This is a genomic window from Streptomyces sp. NPDC041135 (genome assembly GCF_055592085.1).
This window is the reverse complement of the sequence record NZ_JBVIYZ010000004.1, coordinates 185,681-205,954: the sequence shown is the minus strand read 5'-3', so window position 1 is coordinate 205,954 and position 20,274 is coordinate 185,681. Positions and strand designations below refer to the sequence as shown.

The 20,274-nt window shown below is 74.7% G+C and carries 17 protein-coding genes and 1 riboswitch; of the genes, 6 read left to right on the top strand and 11 right to left on the bottom strand.

What is annotated here, in order from left to right:
• The first annotated feature begins 66 nt into the window (after positions 1-66).
• Together ACZ6CZ_RS12030 and ACZ6CZ_RS12025 are read left to right on the top strand one after the other, a co-directional pair.
• Entirely contained in the window at positions 67-1,506 is a 1,440-nt protein-coding gene (locus ACZ6CZ_RS12030) for an FAD-binding protein (RefSeq protein ID WP_469018360.1), read from the top strand.
• Between the two features lie 34 nt (positions 1,507-1,540).
• On the top strand, positions 1,541-2,296 hold the full coding sequence (locus ACZ6CZ_RS12025) for a decaprenylphospho-beta-D-erythro-pentofuranosid-2-ulose 2-reductase (RefSeq protein ID WP_469018357.1): 756 nt from the start codon (positions 1,541-1,543) through the stop codon (positions 2,294-2,296).
• On the opposite strand, the gene ACZ6CZ_RS12020 is transcribed toward ACZ6CZ_RS12025, so the two are convergent.
• From ACZ6CZ_RS12020 to ACZ6CZ_RS12000, 5 genes are all read right to left on the bottom strand, one after another.
• Positions 2,293-2,874 carry a 2'-5' RNA ligase family protein gene (locus ACZ6CZ_RS12020; RefSeq protein WP_469018354.1) on the bottom strand — a complete coding sequence of 194 codons (582 nt, stop codon included), beginning with the start codon at positions 2,872-2,874 and terminating at the stop codon, positions 2,293-2,295. The genes ACZ6CZ_RS12025 and ACZ6CZ_RS12020 overlap by 4 nt on opposite strands.
• A gap of 182 nt (positions 2,875-3,056) precedes the next feature.
• Positions 3,057-4,082 (bottom strand): tryptophan--tRNA ligase, encoded by a 1,026-nt coding sequence (trpS, locus tag ACZ6CZ_RS12015; protein ID WP_469018351.1) that lies wholly within the window; start codon positions 4,080-4,082, stop codon positions 3,057-3,059.
• An 88-nt stretch (positions 4,083-4,170) separates the two neighbouring features.
• Positions 4,171-5,622 carry a glycine hydroxymethyltransferase gene (locus ACZ6CZ_RS12010; protein ID WP_469018349.1) on the bottom strand — a complete coding sequence of 484 codons (1,452 nt, stop codon included), beginning with the start codon at positions 5,620-5,622 and terminating at the stop codon, positions 4,171-4,173.
• Positions 5,623-5,666: 44 nt separating this feature from the next.
• Positions 5,667-5,755: riboswitch (ZMP/ZTP riboswitch) on the bottom strand.
• Between the two features lie 132 nt (positions 5,756-5,887).
• The gene (locus ACZ6CZ_RS12005) at positions 5,888-7,075 is read right to left on the bottom strand and encodes a glutathionylspermidine synthase family protein (protein ID WP_469018346.1); all 1,188 of its coding nucleotides are present in this window, start codon (positions 7,073-7,075) and stop codon (positions 5,888-5,890) included.
• Between the two features lie 11 nt (positions 7,076-7,086).
• Positions 7,087-7,416 (bottom strand): hypothetical protein, encoded by a 330-nt coding sequence (locus ACZ6CZ_RS12000; protein ID WP_469018343.1) that lies wholly within the window; start codon positions 7,414-7,416, stop codon positions 7,087-7,089.
• Between the two features lie 188 nt (positions 7,417-7,604).
• Here ACZ6CZ_RS12000 and ACZ6CZ_RS11995 point away from each other — a divergent pair, with 188 nt between their 5' ends.
• Entirely contained in the window at positions 7,605-8,462 is an 858-nt protein-coding gene (locus tag ACZ6CZ_RS11995) for a DMT family protein (RefSeq protein WP_469019087.1), read from the top strand.
• Between the two features lie 25 nt (positions 8,463-8,487).
• Here ACZ6CZ_RS11995 and pdxR read toward each other — a convergent pair whose 3' ends face one another.
• Entirely contained in the window at positions 8,488-9,876 is a 1,389-nt protein-coding gene (gene pdxR / locus ACZ6CZ_RS11990; RefSeq protein WP_469018340.1) for a MocR-like pyridoxine biosynthesis transcription factor PdxR, read from the bottom strand.
• Between the two features lie 46 nt (positions 9,877-9,922).
• Between pdxR and ACZ6CZ_RS11985 the strand changes: the two genes are divergently transcribed.
• Both ACZ6CZ_RS11985 and ACZ6CZ_RS11980 read left to right on the top strand, forming a co-directional pair.
• Entirely contained in the window at positions 9,923-10,468 is a 546-nt protein-coding gene (locus ACZ6CZ_RS11985) for a carboxymuconolactone decarboxylase family protein (RefSeq protein ID WP_469018337.1), read from the top strand.
• Positions 10,469-10,496: 28 nt separating this feature from the next.
• Positions 10,497-11,216: an isocitrate lyase/PEP mutase family protein gene (locus ACZ6CZ_RS11980; protein ID WP_469018335.1), complete on the top strand. Its 720-nt coding sequence runs from the start codon at positions 10,497-10,499 to the stop codon at positions 11,214-11,216.
• Positions 11,217-11,219: 3 nt separating this feature from the next.
• On the opposite strand, the gene ACZ6CZ_RS11975 is transcribed toward ACZ6CZ_RS11980, so the two are convergent.
• From ACZ6CZ_RS11975 to ACZ6CZ_RS11955, 5 genes are all read right to left on the bottom strand, one after another.
• Positions 11,220-12,167: an ABC transporter substrate-binding protein gene (locus ACZ6CZ_RS11975; RefSeq protein WP_469018333.1), complete on the bottom strand. Its 948-nt coding sequence runs from the start codon at positions 12,165-12,167 to the stop codon at positions 11,220-11,222.
• A gap of 1 nt (position 12,168) precedes the next feature.
• On the bottom strand, positions 12,169-14,127 hold the full coding sequence (locus tag ACZ6CZ_RS11970; protein ID WP_469018330.1) for an ABC transporter permease: 1,959 nt from the start codon (positions 14,125-14,127) through the stop codon (positions 12,169-12,171).
• Positions 14,124-15,212, bottom strand: coding sequence for a quaternary amine ABC transporter ATP-binding protein (locus ACZ6CZ_RS11965; protein ID WP_469018327.1), 1,089 nt, complete (start codon positions 15,210-15,212; stop codon positions 14,124-14,126). The genes ACZ6CZ_RS11970 and ACZ6CZ_RS11965 overlap by 4 nt, the downstream gene beginning before the upstream one ends.
• On the bottom strand, positions 15,209-16,741 hold the full coding sequence (locus tag ACZ6CZ_RS11960; RefSeq protein ID WP_469018324.1) for a GMC family oxidoreductase: 1,533 nt from the start codon (positions 16,739-16,741) through the stop codon (positions 15,209-15,211). Before ACZ6CZ_RS11960 ends, ACZ6CZ_RS11965 begins: the two co-directional genes overlap by 4 nt.
• Positions 16,742-17,011: 270 nt before the next feature.
• Positions 17,012-18,532, bottom strand: coding sequence for an aldehyde dehydrogenase family protein (locus ACZ6CZ_RS11955; RefSeq protein ID WP_469018321.1), 1,521 nt, complete (start codon positions 18,530-18,532; stop codon positions 17,012-17,014).
• A gap of 320 nt (positions 18,533-18,852) precedes the next feature.
• Here ACZ6CZ_RS11955 and ACZ6CZ_RS11950 point away from each other — a divergent pair, with 320 nt between their 5' ends.
• Entirely contained in the window at positions 18,853-20,265 is a 1,413-nt protein-coding gene (locus tag ACZ6CZ_RS11950) for an MFS transporter (RefSeq protein ID WP_469018318.1), read from the top strand.
• Positions 20,266-20,274: the final 9 nt, after the last annotated feature.

Here is a 20,274-nt window from a genome sequence, read left to right as displayed (position 1 = left end):
CCGTTTCGGGGAGGCACCCGATGTTCCCCGACTAATCCCTCATAGGCGGGCGATACGGTCACCGACATGCCTGGAGACCCCGTTTCCGACACCGCCCCCCACCCCGCCGCCGCCCCCGTTGCCGACGGCGCCTCCGAGGCCGTTCCCGGTTCCGGGGCGGACGTCGTCACCGTCACGGGATGGGGCCGCACCGCTCCCACCGCCGCCCGGCTGGTGCGCCCGCGCGACTACGCGCAGGCCGTGGCGGCCGTCCGGGGCTGGGGGGCGCGCGGTGGCATCGCGCGAGGCCTGGGGCGGGCGTACGGGGACGCGGCGCAGAACGCGGGCGGCGCCGTGCTGGACATGACGGGCCTGGACCGGGTGCACGCCGTCGACGCGGCCGGCGGCACCGTCCTGTGCGACGCGGGTGTCTCCCTGCACCGGCTGATGGAGGTCCTGCTGCCCCTGGGCTGGTTCGTGCCGGTGACGCCCGGCACCCGCCAGGTCACCGTCGGCGGGGCGATCGGCGCCGACATCCACGGCAAGAACCACCACGTCTCCGGCTCCTTCTCCCGCCATGTGCTCTCCTTCGAACTGCTCACCGCCGACGGCGAGATCCGCACCGTCGGCCGCGGCGAGCCCCTGTTCGACGCGACGGCGGGCGGCATGGGCCTGACCGGGGTGATCCTCACGGCCACCGTGCGGCTGCTGCCGGTGCAGACGTCGTACGTGTCGGTCGACACCGAGCGCGCCACCGACCTCGACGACCTGCTCGCCCGGCTCACCGCGGGCGACCACCGCTACCGCTACTCGGTCGCCTGGATCGACCTGCTCGCCCGCGGCGCGGCGACCGGGCGCGCGGTGCTCACCCGCGGCGACCACGCGCCCCTGGAGGCGCTCGGCGCGGGCACCCGCGCGCGCGGGCGGCCGCTGTCCTTCCGCCCCCGCCGGCTCCCGGCCGCCCCCGCCCTCGTCCCCGGGGGGCTGCTCGGCCGCACCACCGTCGGCTTGTTCAACGAACTCTGGTACCGCAGGGCGCCCCGCGCGCGTACCGGGCAGCTCCAGCCGATCCCCGCCTTCTTCCACCCCCTGGACGGCGTGCCGCACTGGAACCGGATCTACGGCCCGGGCGGCTTCGTGCAGTACCAGTTCGTCGTCGGGCACGGCCGGGAGGAGACCCTGCGCCGGATCGTGCACCGGGTCCACCGGCACCGCTGCCCCTCCTTCCTCGCCGTCCTCAAGCGCTTCGGTGAGGCCGACCCCGGCTGGCTGTCCTTCCCGGTGCCCGGCTGGACACTGGCGCTGGACATCCCGGCGCGCCTGCCCGGGCTCGCCGCCCTCCTGGACACCCTGGACGAGGAGGTCGCCGCGGCCGGCGGACGCGTCTACCTCGCCAAGGACGCCCGGCTGCGCCCGGAGCTGCTCACCGCGATGTACCCACGGCTCGACGAGTTCCGCGCCCTGCGCGCCCGGCTGGACCCGCGCGGGGTCTTCACCTCGGACCTCTCCCGCCGGCTCGGCATCTGAGGCCGTCCCCATCCCACCGACCCCAGGAGTTGTCGTGAAGGACGCCTTCGGCCTCCCCCAGTCCCTGCTCGTGCTCGGCGGCACGTCCGAGATCGCGCTGGCCACCGCCCGCCGGCTGATCGCACGCCGCACCCGCACCGTCTGGCTCGCGGGCCGACCCTCCCCGGCGCTGGAGGAGGCCGCCGGACAGCTGCGCGCCCTCGGGGCGGACGTGCGCACCGTCGGATTCGACGCCCTCGACCCCGAGTCCCACGAGAGCGCCCTCGGCAAGGTGTTCGCCGAAGGGGACATCGACCTGGTGCTGCTCGCCTTCGGCATCCTCGGCGACCAGGCGACCGACGAGCGGGAGCCGGTGAACGCGGTGCGCGTCGCCCAGACCAACTACACCGGCGCGGTGTCCGCGGGGCTCGTCAGCGCCCGCGCGCTCCAGACCCAGGGACACGGCTCCCTGGTGGTGCTCTCCTCGGTCGCCGGTGAGCGGGCCCGGCGCGCCAACTTCATCTACGGCTCCAGCAAGGCCGGCCTGGACACCTTCGCGCAGGGCCTGGGGGACGCCCTCCACGGCACCGGTGTGCACGTCATGGTCGTACGCCCCGGGTTCGTGCGCTCCCGGATGACGGCCGGCCTGCCCGAGGCCCCGCTCGCCACCACGCCCGAGGCGGTGGCCACGGCGGTCGAACTCGGCCTGCGCCGCCGCTCGGAGACGGTGTGGGTGCCGGGCGCGCTGCGCCTGGTGATGGCGGCGCTGCGCCACACCCCGCGGCCCCTGTTCCGCCGCCTGCCGCTCTAACGGCTGGGGATCGTGCCCCGGTCCGCGGGCGTCGCCTGCTGGGGCACCACGGGGCCGCCGCCGAAGGCGTACTCGCGCAGCTTGCGCCAGACGCCGTCGGGGCCCTGCTCGTACAGCGCGAAGCCGGTGCACGGCCACCGCGCCTCGAAGCCGGCCAGTTCCTCGAAGGCGCGGTCCATCGCCGCGTCGTCGATGCCGTGGGCGACCGTGACGTGCGGGTGGTACGGGAAGTGCAGCTCGCGCGCCACGGGCCCGGAGGCGTCGCGGATGCGCTGCTGGAGCCGGGCGCAGGACTCGGCGCCGCGGACCACCTGGACGTAGACGACCGGCGAGAGCGGGCGGAAGGTGCCGGTGCCGGACAGCCGCATCGGGAAGGGGCGGCCGGCCGCGGCGACCCGGGTGAGGTGCTCCTCGACGGCCGGCAGGTCGGCCGCGTCGACCTCGGTCGGCGGCAGCAGCGTGACGTGGGTGGGGATACCGTGAGCCGCGGCGTCGCCGAAGCCCGCGCGCAGCTCCTGGAGCAGGCTGCCGTGAGGCTCCGGGACCGCGATCGACACGCCGATCGTTACGGTCCCCACGTCGTCTCCTGTCGTCGCGTCTGTGTTCTTCCCGGCCGTTTGCCCGGCCGTCCGGCTATCGACTGTACGGCCACGGCAGTCCCGTGGGCAGGCGCAGCAGAAGTGATGTGCAGCGCTCCGCCCACGAGCCGGTAGTACGCGTGTGCGGTCGTGCGCCCGCGGGCCGCCGGCCCGCGCGGCCGTCAGTGCTTGGCGGGCAGGAAGCCCATGCGGTCGTAGGCCTGCGCGAGCGTCTCCGCGGCGACCGCGCGCGCCTTCTCCGCGCCCTTGGCGAGGATCGAGTCCAGCGTCTCGGTGTCGTCCAGGTACTGCTGGGTGCGCTCCCGGAAGGGCGTCACGAACTCGACCACCACGTCGGCGAGGTCGGTCTTGAGCGCGCCGTAGCCCTTGCCCTCGTACCTGGCCTCCAGCTCGGTGACACCGGTCCCGGTGAGCGTCGAGTAGATGGTGAGCAGATTGCTCACGCCGGGCTTGTCCACGGCGTCGTAGCGGATCACAGTGCCGGTGTCCGTGACGGCGCTGCGGACCTTCTTCGCCGTGACCTTGGGCTCGTCGAGGAGGTTGATGAGGCCCTTCGGCGTGGACGCCGACTTGCTCATCTTGCTCGACGGGTCCTGGAGGTCGTAGATCTTCGCCGTCTCCCGCAGGATGTGCGGCTCCGGGACGGTGAAGGTCTCGCCGAAGCGGCCGTTGAAGCGCTCGGCGAGGTCGCGGGTCAGCTCGACGTGCTGGCGCTGGTCCTCGCCCACCGGGACCTCGTTGGCCTGGTACAGCAGGATGTCGGCGACCTGGAGGACCGGGTAGGTGAACAGGCCCACGGAGGCGCGGTCGGCGCCCTGCTTGGCGGCCTTGTCCTTGAACTGGGTCATGCGGCTCGCCTCGCCGAAGCCGGTGAGGCAGTTCATCAGCCAGGCCAGCTGGGCGTGTTCGGCGACGTGGCTCTGCACGAACAGCGTGCACCGGTCCGGGTCGAGCCCGGCCGCGAGCAGCTGGGCGGCGGCCAGCCGGGTGTTGGCGCGCAGCTCCGCGGGGTCCTGCGGGACCGTGATCGCGTGCAGGTCGACGACGCTGTAGAACGCGTCGTGGGTCTCCTGCAGGGCGACCCACTGGCGGACGGCGCCGAGGTAGTTGCCGAGGTGGAACGAGCCCGCGGTGGGCTGGATTCCGGAGAGCACACGGGGACGGTCAGCTGAGGCCATGCTTTTCATTGTCGCAGAGAGTACGGGGGGTCCGTGCGTGGGGAACCGCGCGCCCGTCGTGGCCGGGCGCGCGGTCGTCCACTGCGCTCGGGGCGTCTCAGCCGAGGTCGATCTCCGGGTACAGCGGGAAGCCCGCGACCAGGTCCGTCGCCCGCTGGGAGATCTCCTCCGAGACCTTCGGGTCCAGGACGTGCGCGGCCTTGGAGGGGGCGCCCGACTTGGTGGTGCCCGGCTCGGTGGCGGTCAGCACGCGGTCGATCAGGCCCGCGACCTCGTCCATCTCGGCGGTGCCCAGACCCCGCGTGGTCAGCGCCGGGGTGCCGACGCGGATGCCGGAGGTGTACCAGGCGCCGTTGGGGTCGGCCGGGATCGCGTTGCGGTTGGTGACGATGCCGGAGTCGAGCAGGGCCTGCTCGGCCTGGCGGCCGGTGAGGCCGTAGGAGGAGGCGACGTCGATCAGGTTGAGGTGGTTGTCGGTGCCGCCGGTGACCAGGGTGGCGCCGCGGCGGATCAGGCCCTCGGCGAGCGCGCGGGCGTTGTCCACGATGCGCTGGGCGTAGTCCTGGAACGCGGGCCGGCGGGCCTCGGCCAGGGCGACGGCCTTGGCGGCCATCACGTGCGGCAGCGGGCCGCCGAGGACCATCGGGCAGCCCCGGTCGACCTGGTCCTTAAGGGAGTCGTCGCACAGGACCATGCCGCCGCGCGGGCCCCGCAGCGACTTGTGGGTGGTGGTGGTGACGATCTGGGCGTGCGGGACCGGGTCGAAGTCGCCGGTGAGGACCTTGCCGGCGACCAGACCGGCGAAGTGCGCCATGTCCACCATGAGGGTGGCGCCGACCTCGTCGGCGATCTCCCGCATGACGCGGAAGTTCACCAGGCGCGGGTAGGCCGAGTAGCCGGCGACGATGATCAGGGGCTTGAACTCGCGGGCCTGGGCGCGCAGGGCGTCGTAGTCGATCAGGCCGGTGGCCGGGTCGGTGCCGTAGGAGCGCTGGTCGAACATCTTGCCGGAGATGTTCGGGCGGAAGCCGTGGGTGAGGTGGCCGCCGGCATCCAGGGACATGCCGAGCATGCGCTGGTTGCCGAAGGCCTGGCGCAGCTCGGCCCAGTCGGCGTCGGTCAGGTCGTTGATCTGGCGGACGCCGGTCTTCGCCAGGAAGGGCGCCTCGACGCGGTCGGCGAGGACGGCCCAGAAGGCGACGAGGTTGGCGTCGATGCCGGAGTGCGGCTGGACGTAGGCGTGGCGGGCGCCGAACAGTTCGCGGGCGTGCTCGGCGGCGAGCGCCTCGACGGTGTCGACGTTGCGGCAGCCGGCGTAGAAGCGGCGGCCGACGGTGCCCTCGGCGTACTTGTCGCTGAACCAGTTGCCCATGGCCAGCAGGGTGGCCGGGGAGGCGTAGTTCTCGGAGGCGATCAGCTTGAGCATCTCGCGCTGGTCGGCGACCTCCTGGCCGATGGCGTCGGCGACCCGCGGCTCGACGGCGCGGATCACGTCGAGGGCGGAGCGGAAGGCGGTGGACTCGGTGGAGAGGGAACGCTGCTCTGGCATGTCGGTCGGCCTCCGGATGGCGTGGCTCTGCGGTGCACGGTTCACGGTTCGGCCCAGGCGCACGGCACTCGCTGTCGCAAGGCCGCTCCCCGATGGTCGGTCCCATCCCAGCGCGCCAGTCACGGCCCGTTGATCAGCCTACCCGCCGGACCGGGCCGCGGGGCGGCCGCGTCCACGGGGCGGACGAGGTTAGGGGGTGGGAAAGGGGCACCCCACTGTCCGGTCCCCTCGGCGGCCGTTCGCGGCTGTCGGCGGCTGTCGGCGGCTAGAGGATCACGTGAGGCAGGAAGCGGGCGTACTCGTCGGTGACGAAACCCGCGGACTCACGGATGCCGAGGCCGGCGGACTCGCCGTCCACGACCCAGGCGCCGAGGACGACGTGGTTGCCGTCGAAGGCGGGCAGCGGGGCCAGCTCCTGGTAGCAGCAGGCCTCCGTCCTCGGCGGCGCGGCGCCGGCGCCGGGCGGGTGCAGGGTGACGCCCTCGCCCTCCCGGCCCAGCAGCGGCTTGGCGACGTAACCGGCTCCGGCGGCCAGCTCGCGGGGCCCGTCGAGGTGGGCCGGGAGCAGGCTGGGGTGGCCGGGGTACAGCTCCCACAGGACGGCCAGCAGGGCCTTGTTGCTCAGCAGCATCTTCCAGGCGGGCTCGATCCACAGGGTGCTGCCGGTGCCGCCGCCGTTGTCCAGGGTGTCCAGGACGTGGCCGGCGAAGGGGTCGGTGGTCAGCCACTCCCAGGGGTACAGCTTGAAGACGCTGCGGATGAAGCGCAGCTCGGTGTCGACGAAGCGCCCGGTGAGGGTGTCCCAGCCGATCTCCTCCATGGAGATCCAGTCGGTGTCCAGGCCGGCCTGCTCGGCGGTCTCCTTCAGGTAGGCGACCGTCATCAGGTCCTCGCCGAGTTCGTCGGCCGAGGAGTGCGCGAAGTACAGCGGGCCGCCGGGCGGCAGCAGCCCGGCCTGCCGGCGCCAGGCGGCGACGAGCCGCTCGTGCAGGGAGTTCCACTGGTCGGCGCCGGGGAAGCGGTCCCGCATCCAGAACCACTGCGGACTGGCCGCCTCCACCAGGGAGGTCGGGGTGTCGGCGTTGTACTCCAGCAGCTTCGCCGGGCCGGTGCCGTCGTAGCGGAGGTCGAAGCGTCCGTAGAGGGAGGGGAGTTCGGCGCGGCGGTGCCAGGCCTCGGTGACGGCGCGGGCGACGCGCGGATCGGTGATGCCGAAGTCGGCCAGCCGGCCGGCCTCGACGATGTGGGCGGCCGCCGCGAGGCACATGGCGTGCAGCTCCTCGACGGTCTCCTCCAGGGCCTCGACCTCGTCGAGGGTGAAGACGTAGTACGCGCTCTCGTCCCAGTAGGGGCGCAGACGGCCGTCGGGGTGGCGGGTGAGCGGGTAGACGAGGCCCTGCTCCTCGACGGTCCGCTGCCAGTGCGGGCGGGGGGTGATCGTCCGGCGTTCCATGGGGTTCCCGGTCAGCCGCCGGAGCCGCCCTTGCCGCCGCCGAAACCGCCGCGGTGCACGCCGCCGTGGCCGCCCGAGCCCTTGCCGGGCTTGGTGAAGGAGCCGTCGCCGACCCAGCCGGACTTCTTGTTCCCCCCGTAGTACCAGGTGCCGTGACCGGCGGACCCGGAGGCGCAGTTCTTGTCGGAGACGACCTTGTAGCCCTTGCCGAGGCGGTAGCTGTCGCGGTCGACGCAGCGCTTGTCGGGGTCCGAGGAACAGGCGGTGAGCGCGGTCGCGAGGAGGCCCACGCCCCCGAGGACGACCGTCGTGGACCGCAGGTGCCGGCGTGCGCGCGCCATGTCTCGTCTCTCCCCCGTCGAGGCCGTCTCGTCGCTGACGTCCGAATCGCTGACGTCTTGTCGCTGTCCTGTCAGCTTAGAGCGTGCCCGCCGGGGCGCCCTGACCGGGACCCGCCGACCGGGCCGGGGCGGGCGTGCGGCGGCCGTGTGATCTTCGGCTGCCCTACAGTCGCCCTGTGCTCTTCGGGATGGTGTGCGCCCTGGGCGCGGCGGTCTGCTTCGGTACGGCGACGGTGCTGCAGGCCATGGCCGCGCGGTCGGTGGACGCCGGGGGCGGCGGGGACGCCGCGCTGCTGCTGCGGGCGCTGCGGCAGTGGCGCTACCTCGCCGGGCTGGCGCTGGACGGGCTGGGCTTCCTGCTCCAGATCGCGGCGCTGCGGTCGCTGCCGATCTACGCGGTCGGCGCGGCCCTCGCCGCCAGCCTCGCGGTGACGGCGGTGGTCGCGGCCCGGCTGCTGCGGGTGCGGCTGAGCGGGACGGAGTGGGCCGCGGTGGCGGTGGTGTGCGCGGGGCTGGCCATGCTGGGGCCGGCGTCCGGCGCGGAGGGCGACCGGGAGGGTCCGGCCGCCCTCGGGTACGTGACGCTGGCGACGGCCGCCGGGGTGCTGCTGCTGGGCGCGGCCGGCGGGCGGCTGCCCGGGCGGGGTCGGGCGCTGCTGCTCGGTCTGGGCGCGGGGTTCGGGTTCGGCGTGGTCGAGGTGGCGGTACGGCTGATCGACTCGCTCCGCCCGGCCGGCCTGGTCACCGACCCGGCGGCGTACGCCCTGCTGATCGGCGGCGTGGCGGCCTTCCTGCTGCTGACCTCGGCCCTGCACCGCGGCTCGGTGACGACGGCGACCGCCGGGATGGTGATCGGGGAGACCATCGGCCCGGCGCTCGTGGGCGTGGTCTGGCTCGGCGACCGCACCCGGGAGGGCCTGGCCTGGCTGGCGGTCCTGGGCTTCGCGGTGGCGGTGGCGGGCGCGCTGGTCCTGGCCCGCTTCGGCGAGGCACCCGCGGCGGACGCGCCGGTCGCCACACCGGCGCAGGCATCCGCGGAGCGCTGAGGCGGGCAGCCCGTGCCCCGGCCGCTCACGGCAGCACCCGGCACAGCGCCTCCAGGGCGCCTGCCCACGCGCTGTCCGGCGGGGTGCCGTAGCCGACGACCAGGGCGTCCAGCGGTTCGGCGACCGCCTGTTCGTGCCGGTGCCAGGCCAGGCCGTGCAGCGCGAGGCCCTGCCAGGCAGCGGCCTGCACCACCGACTGCTCGGTGCCCGGCGGCAGCCGCAGCACGGCGTGCAGCCCGGCGGCGATGCCGGTGACGCGGACGTCGGGGGCGCGCTCGGCGACGGCGGCGGTGAGCGCGTCACGGCGCCGCCGGTAGCGCAGCCGGGCGGAGCGGACGTGCCGGTCGTAGGCGCCCGACACCAGGAACTCGGCCAGGGTGAGCTGGTCCAGCACCCCGACCGTGTCGGTGCTCCCCTTGGCCGCGGCCGCCTCCTCGGCCAAGGACGAGGGCAGCGCCGTCCAGCCCAGCCGCAGACCGGGGGCGAGGGACTTGCTGGCGGTGCCGAGGTGCACGACCCGCTCGGGGTCGAGGCCCTGGAGGGCGCCGACCGGCTGGCGGTCGTAGCGGAACTCGCCGTCGTAGTCGTCCTCCAGGACCAGCCCGCCGGTGCGCCGCGCCCAGTCGACCACGGCGGCCCGCCGGTCGGGGTGCAGCGGCACGCCCATCGGGAACTGGTGGGCCGGGGTCAGCAGCACCGCCCCGGCGTCGCCGAGCGGCCCGGTGTCCGTGCCCAGCTCGTCGTAGGGCAGCGCGGGGGTCGCCAGCCCCGCGTCCCGCAGCAGCTGCCGGTGCTCGTCGAGCCCGTACGACTCGACGGCGACCGCCCGCACCCCGCGGGCCCGCAGCACGGCGCCCAGGATGCGCAGGGCGTGCGAGAAGCCGGCGGTGACCAGGACGCGGTCCGGGTCGGTGCGGACGCCGCGGGCGCGGGCGAGGTAGCCGGCGAGGGCGGTGCGCAGTTCGGGGCGGCCGCGCGGGTCGCCGTAGCCGAGGGCGTCGAAGGGGGCGGTGGCCAGGGCGCGGCGGGCGGCCTTGAGCCACTCGGCGCGCGGGAAGGCGGCGAGGTCGGGGGTGCCGGGGACGAGGCTGTGGACGGGGCCGCCGGGCACCCGGCGCCGGGGTGCGGCGTCGGCCTGCGGAGCCACGGCCCGGTCCGCGACCCGGGTCCCGGAGCCCTGGCGGGCGGTCAGCCAGCCCTCGGCCACCAGGTCGGCGTAGGCCTCGGCGACGGTGTTGCGGGCGATGCCCAGGTCGGCGGCGAGGCTGCGGGAGGACGGGAGCCGGGTGCCGGGGGCGAGCCGGCCGGTGCGCACGGCGTCGCGCAGCGCGTCGGTCAGGCCGCGCCGCAGCCCGCTGGAGCCGGCCGGTTCCAGGTGCAGGTCGACGCCGAGAGTGGCCCAAGGATTCGCCATGGAAATGGACCATACCGCTGGGCTTCCCGGCTCCTAGGGTCGAAGCATGAGTACTGCACAGGAAGTCACGGAACACACCGAGGGCACCGAGCACGCCCGGACCGCCGGGAAGGCCGGGTACGCCCCCGAGCACGCCCCCCGGCTGCGCTGGGCGGAGCACGCCCCCGACGTCTACAAGGCGATGGTCCGCCTGGACGGCGCCGCCAGGCAGGGCCTGGACCCCGCGCTGTACGAGCTGGTGAAGATCCGCGCGTCGCAGCTCAACCACTGCGCCTTCTGCCTGGACATGCACACCAAGGACGCGCTCGCCGCCGGGGAGAGCGTGGAGCGGATCGTGCAGCTCAGCGCGTGGGAGGAGTCGCGGCACTTCTACACGGAGAAGGAGCTGGCGGCGATCGAGCTGACCGAGGCGATCACCGTGCTGACCGACGGCTTCGTCCCCGACGAGGTGTACGAGCGGGCCGCCGCGCACTTCGAGGAGGCCGAGCTGTCCCGGCTGATCGCCGCGATCACGGTGATCAACGCCTGGAACCGGTTCGGCGTGGCCACCCGCATGGTCCCGGGCCACTACCAGCCGGGGCGGCACAAGTGAGCCGTACCGCACCGGGGAGCCGCCGGCCATGAGCGCCGTGGACGCGTTCCGCGCACTGCACCTCACCCGCGCGCAGGGTGACCCCCTGGTGCTGCCCGGGCCCTGGGACGCGGCCAGTGCGCGGGTGTTCGCCGAGGCCGGGTTCCCGGCGCTGGCCACCCCGAGCGCGGGCGTCGCCGCCTCCCTCGGCCACGCGGACGGGGCGGTCCCGGCCGGGGAGATGTTCGCGGCCGTGGCCCGGATCGCCCGGGCGGTGGACGTGCCGGTGTCGGCGGACGTCGAGGACGGGTACGGGCTGGCGCCGAAGGAGCTGGTGGAGCGGCTTCTGGAGGCCGGCGCGGTGGGCTGCAACCTCGAGGACTCCGCGGGCGGCGTCCTCAAGGACCCGCACGCGCACGCCGAGTTCCTCGCCGACGTGCGCTCGGCCGCCGCCGGCGCGCTGTTCGTCAACGCCCGCGTCGACACCTTCGCGCACGGCGACGGCGACCCGGAGCGGGCCATCGAGCGGGCCGCGCTGTACCGGGCCGCGGGCGCCGACTGCGTGTACCCGATCCTCGCCCCGGTCACGGTGCTGCCGCTGCTGCGGGCCGGGATCGAGGGCCCGCTGAACATGCTGGCCCGGCTGGACGGCAACGGCCCCTCACCCGCCGCGCTCGGCGGGCTCGGGGCCACCCGGATCACCTTCGGACCGGGCCTCCAGCGGCGTGCCGCGCAGGCGCTGCGGGAGATCGCGGCCGGTCTGGGCTGACGGTCAGGACAGCCACTCCTTCCACACGGCGGGGTGGCTGTCCACCCACTTCTTCGCCGCCTCCTGGGGGGTCAGCTTCTGGTCGGCGATCATCAGGGAGACCGCGTTCTGGTCCTCGGTGCTCCATCGGAACCGCTTCAGGAACCGGGCGGCCGCGCCGCCGGACCTCGCGAAGCCGGCGTTGAGGAACTTCCGCAGCGGGGTGTGCGGGTAGCCGCAGGCCACCTTCGCCGCGTCCGCGTCGCAGCCCTCCCTGTGCGGCGGCAGCCTCACCTCCGTCATGGGCACCTTCCTGAACAGCCACTGGGGCGAGTACCAGTAGGTGAGGAAGGGCTTCCTCTCCTTGGCGAACTGCTTCATCTGGGTGATCTGCGCGGCCTCGGACCCTGCGAAGACGACCTGGTAGTCCAGTTTCAGGTTGGTCACCAGCGCCTTGTCGTTGGTGACGTAGGACGGGGAGCCGTCCATCAGCTGGCCCTTGCCGCCGCTCTCCGCGGTGCGGAACAGGGAGGCGTAGCGGTCGAGGTTCCGCCAGTCGGTGATGTCCGGGTGCCGCCGGGCGAGGTAGGTGGGCACGAACCAGCCGATGTGCCCGTTCACCCCGAGGTCGCCGGCGTAGCGGATCGTCTTCTTGTCGTGGACGTAGCGCTTCTCCTGGTCGGGGTGACCCCAGTCCTCCAGCAGCGCGTCGACGCGGCCCTGGCTGAGCGCGTCCCAGGCCGGGACCTCGTCGACCTGGACGGTGTCGACGCGGTAGCCGAGCTTGTGCTCCAGCAGGTACTGGGCGACGGCCACGTTCGACTGGGCGCCGACCCAGGACTGCACGGACAGGGTGACCGTCCTCGCGCCCCGGGCGTTCGCGAACGGGCTGGCCTGCTTGGTCATGTCGGCGGCGCCGCAGCCGGTCAGCAGCACCAGTGAGCCCGCCACGGCGGTGGTACGCAGTCGCATGTCACGCTCCCTTCGCCGTACGGCGTGCGGTCGGCTGGGTCACCCGGTCGAGCATCAGGCCCAGGCAGACGATGGCCGCGCCGGCCACCAGCCCGGTCGCCAGGTCGCCCTGGGCGAGGCCGAAGGCGACGTCGTAGCCGAGGGCGCCGCCGCCGACCAGGCCGCCGATGATCACGACGGCGAGGACCAGGACCACGCCCTGGTTGACGGCGAGCAGCAGCGAGCGGCGGGCCAGCGGCAGCTGGACCTGCCACAGCTGCTGGCGGCCGGTGGCGCCGAGCGAGCGCGCCGACTCCAGCGCGGCCGGGTCGACCTGACGCAGCCCTTGCGCGGTGATGCGGACGACGGCCGGGAGGGCGTAGACGACGGCGGCGGCGACGGCGGGGGCGCGGCCGACGCCGAACAGGGCGACGACCGGGATCAGGTACACGAACTGCGGCATGGTCTGGAAGACGTCCAGGACGGGGCGCAGCACGCGGTCGACGCGGTCGCTGCGGGCCGCTGCGATCCCGGTCGCGAAGCCGGTGACGAGGGTGACGGCGACCGCGGCGAGCACCTGCGAGAGGGTGTCGAGGGACGGCTCCCACACGCCGAGGACACCGGTCGCGGCCATCGCGAGGACGGCCGTCAGGGCGGTGCGCCAGGTGCCGATCAGCCAGGCCAGGGCGGCCACCACGAGCAGCACCGACCACCAGGGCAGCCACAGCAGCCCGGCGCGGACGGGGTCGAGGACCCAGGTGGTGAAGTGTCCCGCCCAGTCCGCGGTGCCGCCGACGACCGGGACGCCGGAGTAGAGGTGGCCGGTCATCCAGTCGACGGCCCGGTCGACGGGCTGGGCGATGTCCGCGCTCCAGCCGGCGGGCCAGTCGAGGCGGCCGAGGAGGCGGCCGGCCAGGGCGACGGCCGCGGTCACGGCGAGCGCGTACGGCCAGCCGACGGTCCGGCCGGCCGTCCCGGTCGCGTCCCCGGCCGCCCGGCCGGCGGCCGCGGTGACGCGGTCCAGGACGACCGCGAGCAGCACGATCGGGATGCCGGCGGCGAGGGCCGCGCCCACGTCGACGGAGGCCAGCGCCTGGTAGACGCGGTCGCCGAGGCCGCCGGCGCCGATGACCGAGGCGATGACGGCCATGGACAGCGCCATCATGATCGTCTGGTTCAGGCCGAGCAGGAGTTCCCTGCGGGCCAGCGGGAGGCGGGCGGTGAGCAGCCGCTGGCGGGCGGTGGCGCCGAGCGAGTCGACGGCCTCCAGGACCTCCGGGTCGGCCCCGCGCAGGCCCAGCGAGGTGAGGCGGGCCATCGGCGGGGCGGCGTACACGACGGTGGCGAGGACGGCGGCGGGCACGCCGATGCCGAAGACCAGCACCACGGGCAGCAGGTAGGCGAACGCCGGGAGCACCTGCATGGTGTCCAGGACCGGCCGCAGGGCGCGGTCGAGCCGGTCGGAGAGCCCTGCGCCGAGGCCGAGCAGCACACCGGCGGCCACCGAGGCGAGGACGGCGACGGCCATCAGCGCCAGGGTCTGCGTAGTGGGCACCCACATGCCGAGGACGCCGCAGGTCAGCAGGGCGAGGGCGGTGCCGAGCGCGAGGCGCGGGCCGCCGTACCGCCAGGCGGCCAGGGCGCCGAAGGCGGTGACGCCGGCCCAGCCCGCCGCGAGCAGTGTCAGGTAGACGCCGCGTACGCACAGCACGACGGCGTTGCTGATGTAGCCGAAGAAGTAGAGGAACAGCGGGTGGCTGTCGCGGTGGTCGACGATCCAGTCGCCGGCGCTCGCCAGGGGGCTGGTCAGGTCGACGGTGAGCGGGTGCGGCCAGCTGCCGCTGCCCCAGCGGCCGTCGGCCAGCGGCACCAGCACCGCGGCGACGGCGGCCAGCGCGAGCAGCTTGGCCACGGCGGGCCGGCGCAGCGGGCCGGGGAGCGCGGGGCGGGCGGGGGACGCGGTGGGGGCGGTGGCCGTCACGCGGCCCCCTCGGGCCGCTGTGTGCCGGCCACGACCGCGAGCAGCCGCTCGTGGTCGACCACTCCCAGGCAGCGGCCCCGTTCCATCACCCGGGCGGGGGAGCCGGTGCGGGCCACCGCCTCGATGGCCTGGGCGACGGTGGCGTCCGGGGTGACGGCGGGGCCCTCGCCGGCCTCGCCGGGGGCGGCGGGCCGCATCGCGGTGCGGCAGGTGACGACCTGCTCGCGCGGGACGTCCCGGACGAACGCGCGGACGTAGTCGTCGGCCGGGGAGTTGACTATCTGCTCGGGGGTGCCGAGCTGGACCACGCGGCCGTCGCGCATCAGGGCGATGCGGTCGCCGAGCCGCAGGGCCTCGGCGAGGTCGTGGGTGATGAAGACCATGGTGCGGCCCTCCTCGCGGTGCAGCCGGGCCACCTCGTCCTGCATGTCGCGCCGGATCAGCGGGTCGAGGGCGCTGAACGGCTCGTCGAACAGCAGCACCTCCGGATCGACGGCGAGTGCGCGGGCGAGTCCGACGCGCTGGCGCTGACCGCCGGAGAGCTGGCCGGGCCGGCGCTTCTCCATGCCCTCCAGGCCGACCTTGGCGACCACCTCGGCGGCCCGCTCGCGCCGCTCGGACCTGCCGACGCCCTGGATCTCCAGGCCGTAGGCCACGTTGTCGAGGACGGTGCGGTGCGGGAGCAGGCCGAAGTGCTGGAAGACCATGGCGGCGCGGTGGCGGCGCAGCTGGCGCAGCCGGGTGCGGTCCATGGAGCGGACGTCCTCGCCGTCGATGGCGATGGTGCCGGCGGTGGGCTCGACGAGCCGGGTCAGACAGCGCACCAGGGTGGACTTGCCGGAGCCGGACAGGCCCATGACGACGAACACCTCGCCCTTGCGGACGTCGAAGGAGACGTCCCGGACGGCGGCCGTGCAGCCGGTGCGCGAGCGCAGGTCGGCGGGGCTGAGCGCGCCGAGTTCCGGGTCGGCCGGGACGCGGCCGGCCTTCGGGCCGAAGACCTTCCACAGCCCGTCGACCGAGAAGACGGGGTTGTCGCCGGCGGCGGGGGCGGGAGGTTTGCGGGTGGGGACCGTAAGTGTCATCGGGCGTCTCCTGCGATCAGGTCGACGGCCTTCTCCCCGACCATGAGCACCCCGATCATCGGGTTCACGGCGGTCATGGTCGGGAAGACGGAGGCGTCGGCGATGCGTATGCCGTCGAGACCGCGGACCCTGAGCCGCGGGTCGACCACGGCGAGCGGATCGTCGGCGGCGCCCATCCGGCAGGTGCCGGCCGGGTGGTACACGGTGTGCGCGGCCCTGCGGGCGTACTCGCTCAGCTCGGCGTCGCCGGTGACCTGCGGGCCCGGGCAGACCTCGCGCTTGAGCCAGCCCGCCAGCGGTTCGGTGCGGGCGACCTCGCGGGCGAGGCGGATGCCGTCGACCAGGGTCCGCGCGTCGTAGTCGTCCTCGTCGGTGAAGTACCGGAAGTCCAGGGCGGGCTTCACGGACGGGTCGGCGCTGGTCAGGTAGAGCCGGCCGCGGCTGCGCGGCTTGGGGATGTTCGGGGTCATCGAGACGCCGTGGGCGGGCCGTTCGTAGCCCAGGCGCTCGGGGTTGTCGGTGAACGGGATCTGGTAGAAGTGGAACATCAGGTCCGGGCCGGGCTCCCCGGGGTCGCGGCGCACGAACAGGCCGGCGTCGGAGTCCATCGCCGAGTTCTCCGGGATCGGGCCGTGCGTCTCCCAGACGACCACCGACTCGGGGTGGTCCAGCAGGTTCTCGCCGACGCCGGGCAGGTCGTGGACGACGGGGATGCCGAGCGCCTCCAGGTCGCGGCGCGGGCCGATGCCCGAGTGCAGCAGCAGCCGCGGGGAGTCCACGGCGCCGGCGCACAGCACGACCTCCTCGCGGGCCCTGACCAGCAGTTCCGCGCCGTCCCCGGTGCGCACCCGGACGCCCGTGGCACGGGTGCCGTCCAGCTCCAGGCGGTACGCCCAGGTCTCCAGGTACAGGCGGAGGTTGGGGCGCTCGTCGAACACCGGGTGCAGGTACGCCACCGAGGCGGAGGAGCGCTTGTTGTCCTCCGGGTGGTAGGCGAGGTCGAAGAAGCCGGCGCCCTCGGTGAACGGCCGCCGGTTGAAGCCCTCGACGCGGGGCACCCCGAGGGCCGACTCCGCGGCGTCGACGAAGTCGCGGGCGATGGCGTTGCGGTCCTTCTCGTCGACGGTGACGATGTTGTTCCGCAGCCGCCCGAAGTAGGGCTCCATGGCCCCGGCGCCCCAGCCCTCGGCGCCGCCGCGCTCCCACTCGTCCCAGTCGGACGGGAGCGGCTTGAAGGAGATCAGGGTGTTGTGCGAGGAGCAGCCGCCGAGGACCCGGGCCCGGCTGTGCCGGATGCGGGAGTTGCCGCGGGGCTGCTCGGTGGTCGGGTAGTCGTAGTCCAGCTCCCCGCCCAGCAGGCCCATCCAGCGGCGCAGGGTGAGGACGTCGTCGCGGCCGACGTCGCTGGGGCCGCCCTCGATGACGGCGACGGTGACGTCCGGGTCCTCGCTCAGACGGGAGGCGATGACGCAGCCCGCGGTGCCGCCGCCGATGACGACGTAGTCGAAGTCGTGTGTGTGATCGGGCATCGGGTGGTTACTCCTGGGGGGTGGGAGGTCGTACGGAGTCCGGGAGCGGGGAGTGTGGGGCCCCGCTCCCGGACCTGGGCGGCCCCGGCCGCGCGGCCCGAGCCGTGCGGTCGTGACACGTGCCCGGGCGGGCCGTGCGTGCGTGAGGCCCGGGTGGGCCGCGGCCTCACGCACGCTGCCCCGGGCGGGCGCAACCGCGTGCGCGGAACCCGTCTGCGCGAACGGCGGGGTGAGCCGCCGGCCGGCGCCGGGCGCCGGCCGGGCGGAGGCTCAGCCGGCGAACCAGCGCACCGGCTTGGGGGCGAGGTTCTGGTAGATGTGCTTGGTCTCGCGGTACTCGGCGAGCCCGGCGGGCCCCAGCTCGCGGCCCGTGCCGCTGCGGCCGAAGCCGCCCCACTCCGCCTGGGGCAGGTAGGGGTGGAAGTCGTTGATCCACACGGTGCCGTGGCGCAGCCGGCCCGCGACCCTGCGGGCCCGCCCGGCGTCCGCGGTCCAGACGCCGCCGGCCAGGCCGTACTCGGTGTCGTTGGCGAGGAAGACCGCCTCGTCCTCCGTGCGGAAGGTCTCCACGGTCAGCACCGGCCCGAAGACCTCCTCCCGGACGACCCGCATCTCGCGGTGACAGCCGTCCAGGACGGTCGGCTCGTAGAAGTAGCCGGACTCCGGGCGGACCCCGCTCGGTTCCGGCCGCTTGCCGCCGGCGCGCAGCACCGCGCCCTCGGCCAGTGCGGACGCCACGTACGCCTCGACCTTCTCGCGCTGCCCGGCCGAGACCAGCGGGCCGCACTCGACGCCGTCCTCGGTGCCGCGGCCGAGCCTGATCAGCCGGGCGCGGCGGGCGAGTTCGGCGACGAAGCGTTCGCGTACCGGTTCCTCGACGATGAGCCGGGCGCCCGCCGAGCAGACCTGGCCGCTGTGGATGAAGGCGGCGTTGAGGGCCTGGTCGACGGCCGTGTCGAAGCCCTCGTCGGTGGCGCAGGCGTCGGCGAAGACCACGTTGGGGTTCTTGCCGCCGAGTTCGAGGGCGACCTTCTTGACGGTGGGGGCCGCCGCATGGGCGACCTTGGTGCCGCTTGCCAGGCCGCCGGTGAAGGAGACCAGGTCGACGTCGGGGTGCTCGGCGAGCCGGGCGCCGACCGTGTGGCCGGGGCCGGTGACCAGGTTGGCCACGCCCGCCGGGAGCCCCGCCTCGGTGAGCAGTCCGATCAGCGCGATCGTCGTCATCGGGGTGATCTCGCTGGGCTTCACCACGAAGGTGTTGCCCGCCGCGAGCGCCGGGGCGATCTTCCAGCTGGCTTGCAGCAGGGGGTAGTTCCAGGGCGTGATCAGGGCGCAGACGCCGACCGGCTCGTGCACGACGACGCTGTGCACGTCGGGTGAGCCGGCGTCGACGACCCGGCCGGGGGCCTCGGCGGCGACCAGGTCGGCGAAGTACCGGAAGGCGTCGGCGACGCAGTCGATGTCGACGCGGCCCTCCTCGGCGGTCTTGCCCGCGTCCCGGCTCTCCAGCAGGCCGAGTTCCTCCCGGTCGCGCATGAGCAGACCGGCGACCCGGCGCAGCAGCGCGGCGCGTTCGGCGGCCGGGGTGCGTGGCCAGTCGCCGGTGTCGAAGGCGCGGCGGGCCGCGGCCACCGCGCGCTCGGCGTCCTTCTCGTCGCCCTCCGCGACCACGGCGAACGGCCGGGCGTCGGCGGGGTCGAGGATCTCCCGCGTGGCCCCGGAGACCGCGTCCAGCCACTCCCCCGCGGCGTGGATGGTGGCCCGGGCCTGTCGTTCGGTTCTCTCCGCCATGTTTCCGGTGTCGCCTTCCGTTCCTGTGCAGCTCCCGTGCGTCACACACGTGCGTCGTCCGAGGACCGTGGCCGCCTGCCCGGGCGCGGAGGACCCCATGCGCGATCCGTGTCCCGGAGTGGCCCGGGTCACGGACGTCGCGGGCGAAAGGGGGCGCAACCGGGGCGCGACCGGGAGCGGTGGCACGGACGCGCGGTCGTCCCATCACGGTTGCGTGGCGTGCAATGACTCCTTACCAACGTTGCACTGGATGTGGGTCCGGGGGCGCGCCTACGGTGGCGTCGGTCCCCCTTTCAACCCTTCCGCTCCCTGGAGGAGCCGTGCCCCCGCCTGCCGTGAGACGTTCCACCCTGCTCGTGCTGTGCGCCTGCGTCCTGGTCGCCCAGAGCATGGTCGCCGCCGTCAACCTGCTGATACCGCAGCTGGCCGCGTCGTCCCTGCACCTCTCGTCCAGCGAGGTGCTGTGGACCGTCGACGCCTACGTCATCGCCTTCGCCGGCCTGCTCGTCCCGGCCGGCGCCCTCGGTGACCGCCACGGCCGCAAGGGCGCCCTGCTCGCGGGGCTCGGCGTGTTCGCGGCGGGCGCCGCCACCAGCGCGCTCGCCACCGGCCCGGCCCTGCTGATCGCGGGCCGCGGGCTGTCGGGCGCGGGCGCCGCGCTGATCACCCCGGCCACCATGTCGATCCTGCTGCACCTGTCCGCGCCGCAGCGGCGGGCCCGCGCCATGGCCGCCTGGACCCTGGCGATCGGTCTCGGCGGCGCCGCGGGCAACCTCGGCGGCGGCCTGGCCGGCCAGTACCTGTCCTGGCGCGCCCTGTTCGCGGTGATGGTCCCGCTCGCCGCGCTGCTCGCCGCGGCGGTCGCCGTCACCACCCCGCGCACGGAGCGCGCCGCCCGCGGCAACCCCGACCCGCTCGGCACCGTGCTGCTCACGGGCGCCCTGGTCGCGGTGCTGTCCGGCATCATCGAGGGCCCGGCCCACGGCTGGACCTCGGCCGGCATCCTCGGCGCCTTCGCGGCGGGCGCGGTGCTGGCCGCCGCCTTCACGGCGCACGCCCTGCGCTCCCCGGCGCCGCTGTTCGACCCGCGCGTCTTCGCCTCGGCCCGGCTGCGCTCCGCCACCCTGGGCACGGCCACCGGCTTCTTCGGCCTGTTCTCCCTCTTCTACGTCAACTCGCAGTACCTGCAAGGCGTCAAGGGCTTCGGCGCGGCCCTGACCGGCGTCGCGATCATGCCGCTGACGGTCGGTATGGCGCTGGTCCCCCGGTTCGCCGCCCGCTGGGCCGACCGCCCGCGGCCGGTCGTCGGGACCGGGCTCACCCTGATCGGCACCGGCCTGCTCGGCGCGTCCACCGCCGGCGCCGGCACGCCGTACGCGGGGTACGCCTGCTGGCTGCTGGTCATCTCGGCCGGCACCGGACTGGCGATGCCCGCCCTGACCCTCGGCGTGGTCACCTCGCTCCCGCCGCACCAGGCGGGCCTCGGCTCGGGCCTGGGCACCACCGCACGGGAGATCGGCGCGGCCCTGGGTGTCGCGGTCACCGGTACGGTCCTGTCCGCCCACCCCGGCCTCGCCGCCGGCTTGGGCCCGGCCCTGCGCACGGCGGCCCTGCTCGTGCTGGCGGCGACGGCGTTGGTCGTCGCCGGGTACGGCGGCCGCCCCGGGCCGGGCACCGCCCCGCCCGGCCGCACCCGGAAGCCGTCCCGCCCGGCCCGGGTCGCGCGGCCGTAGGGACGAGAT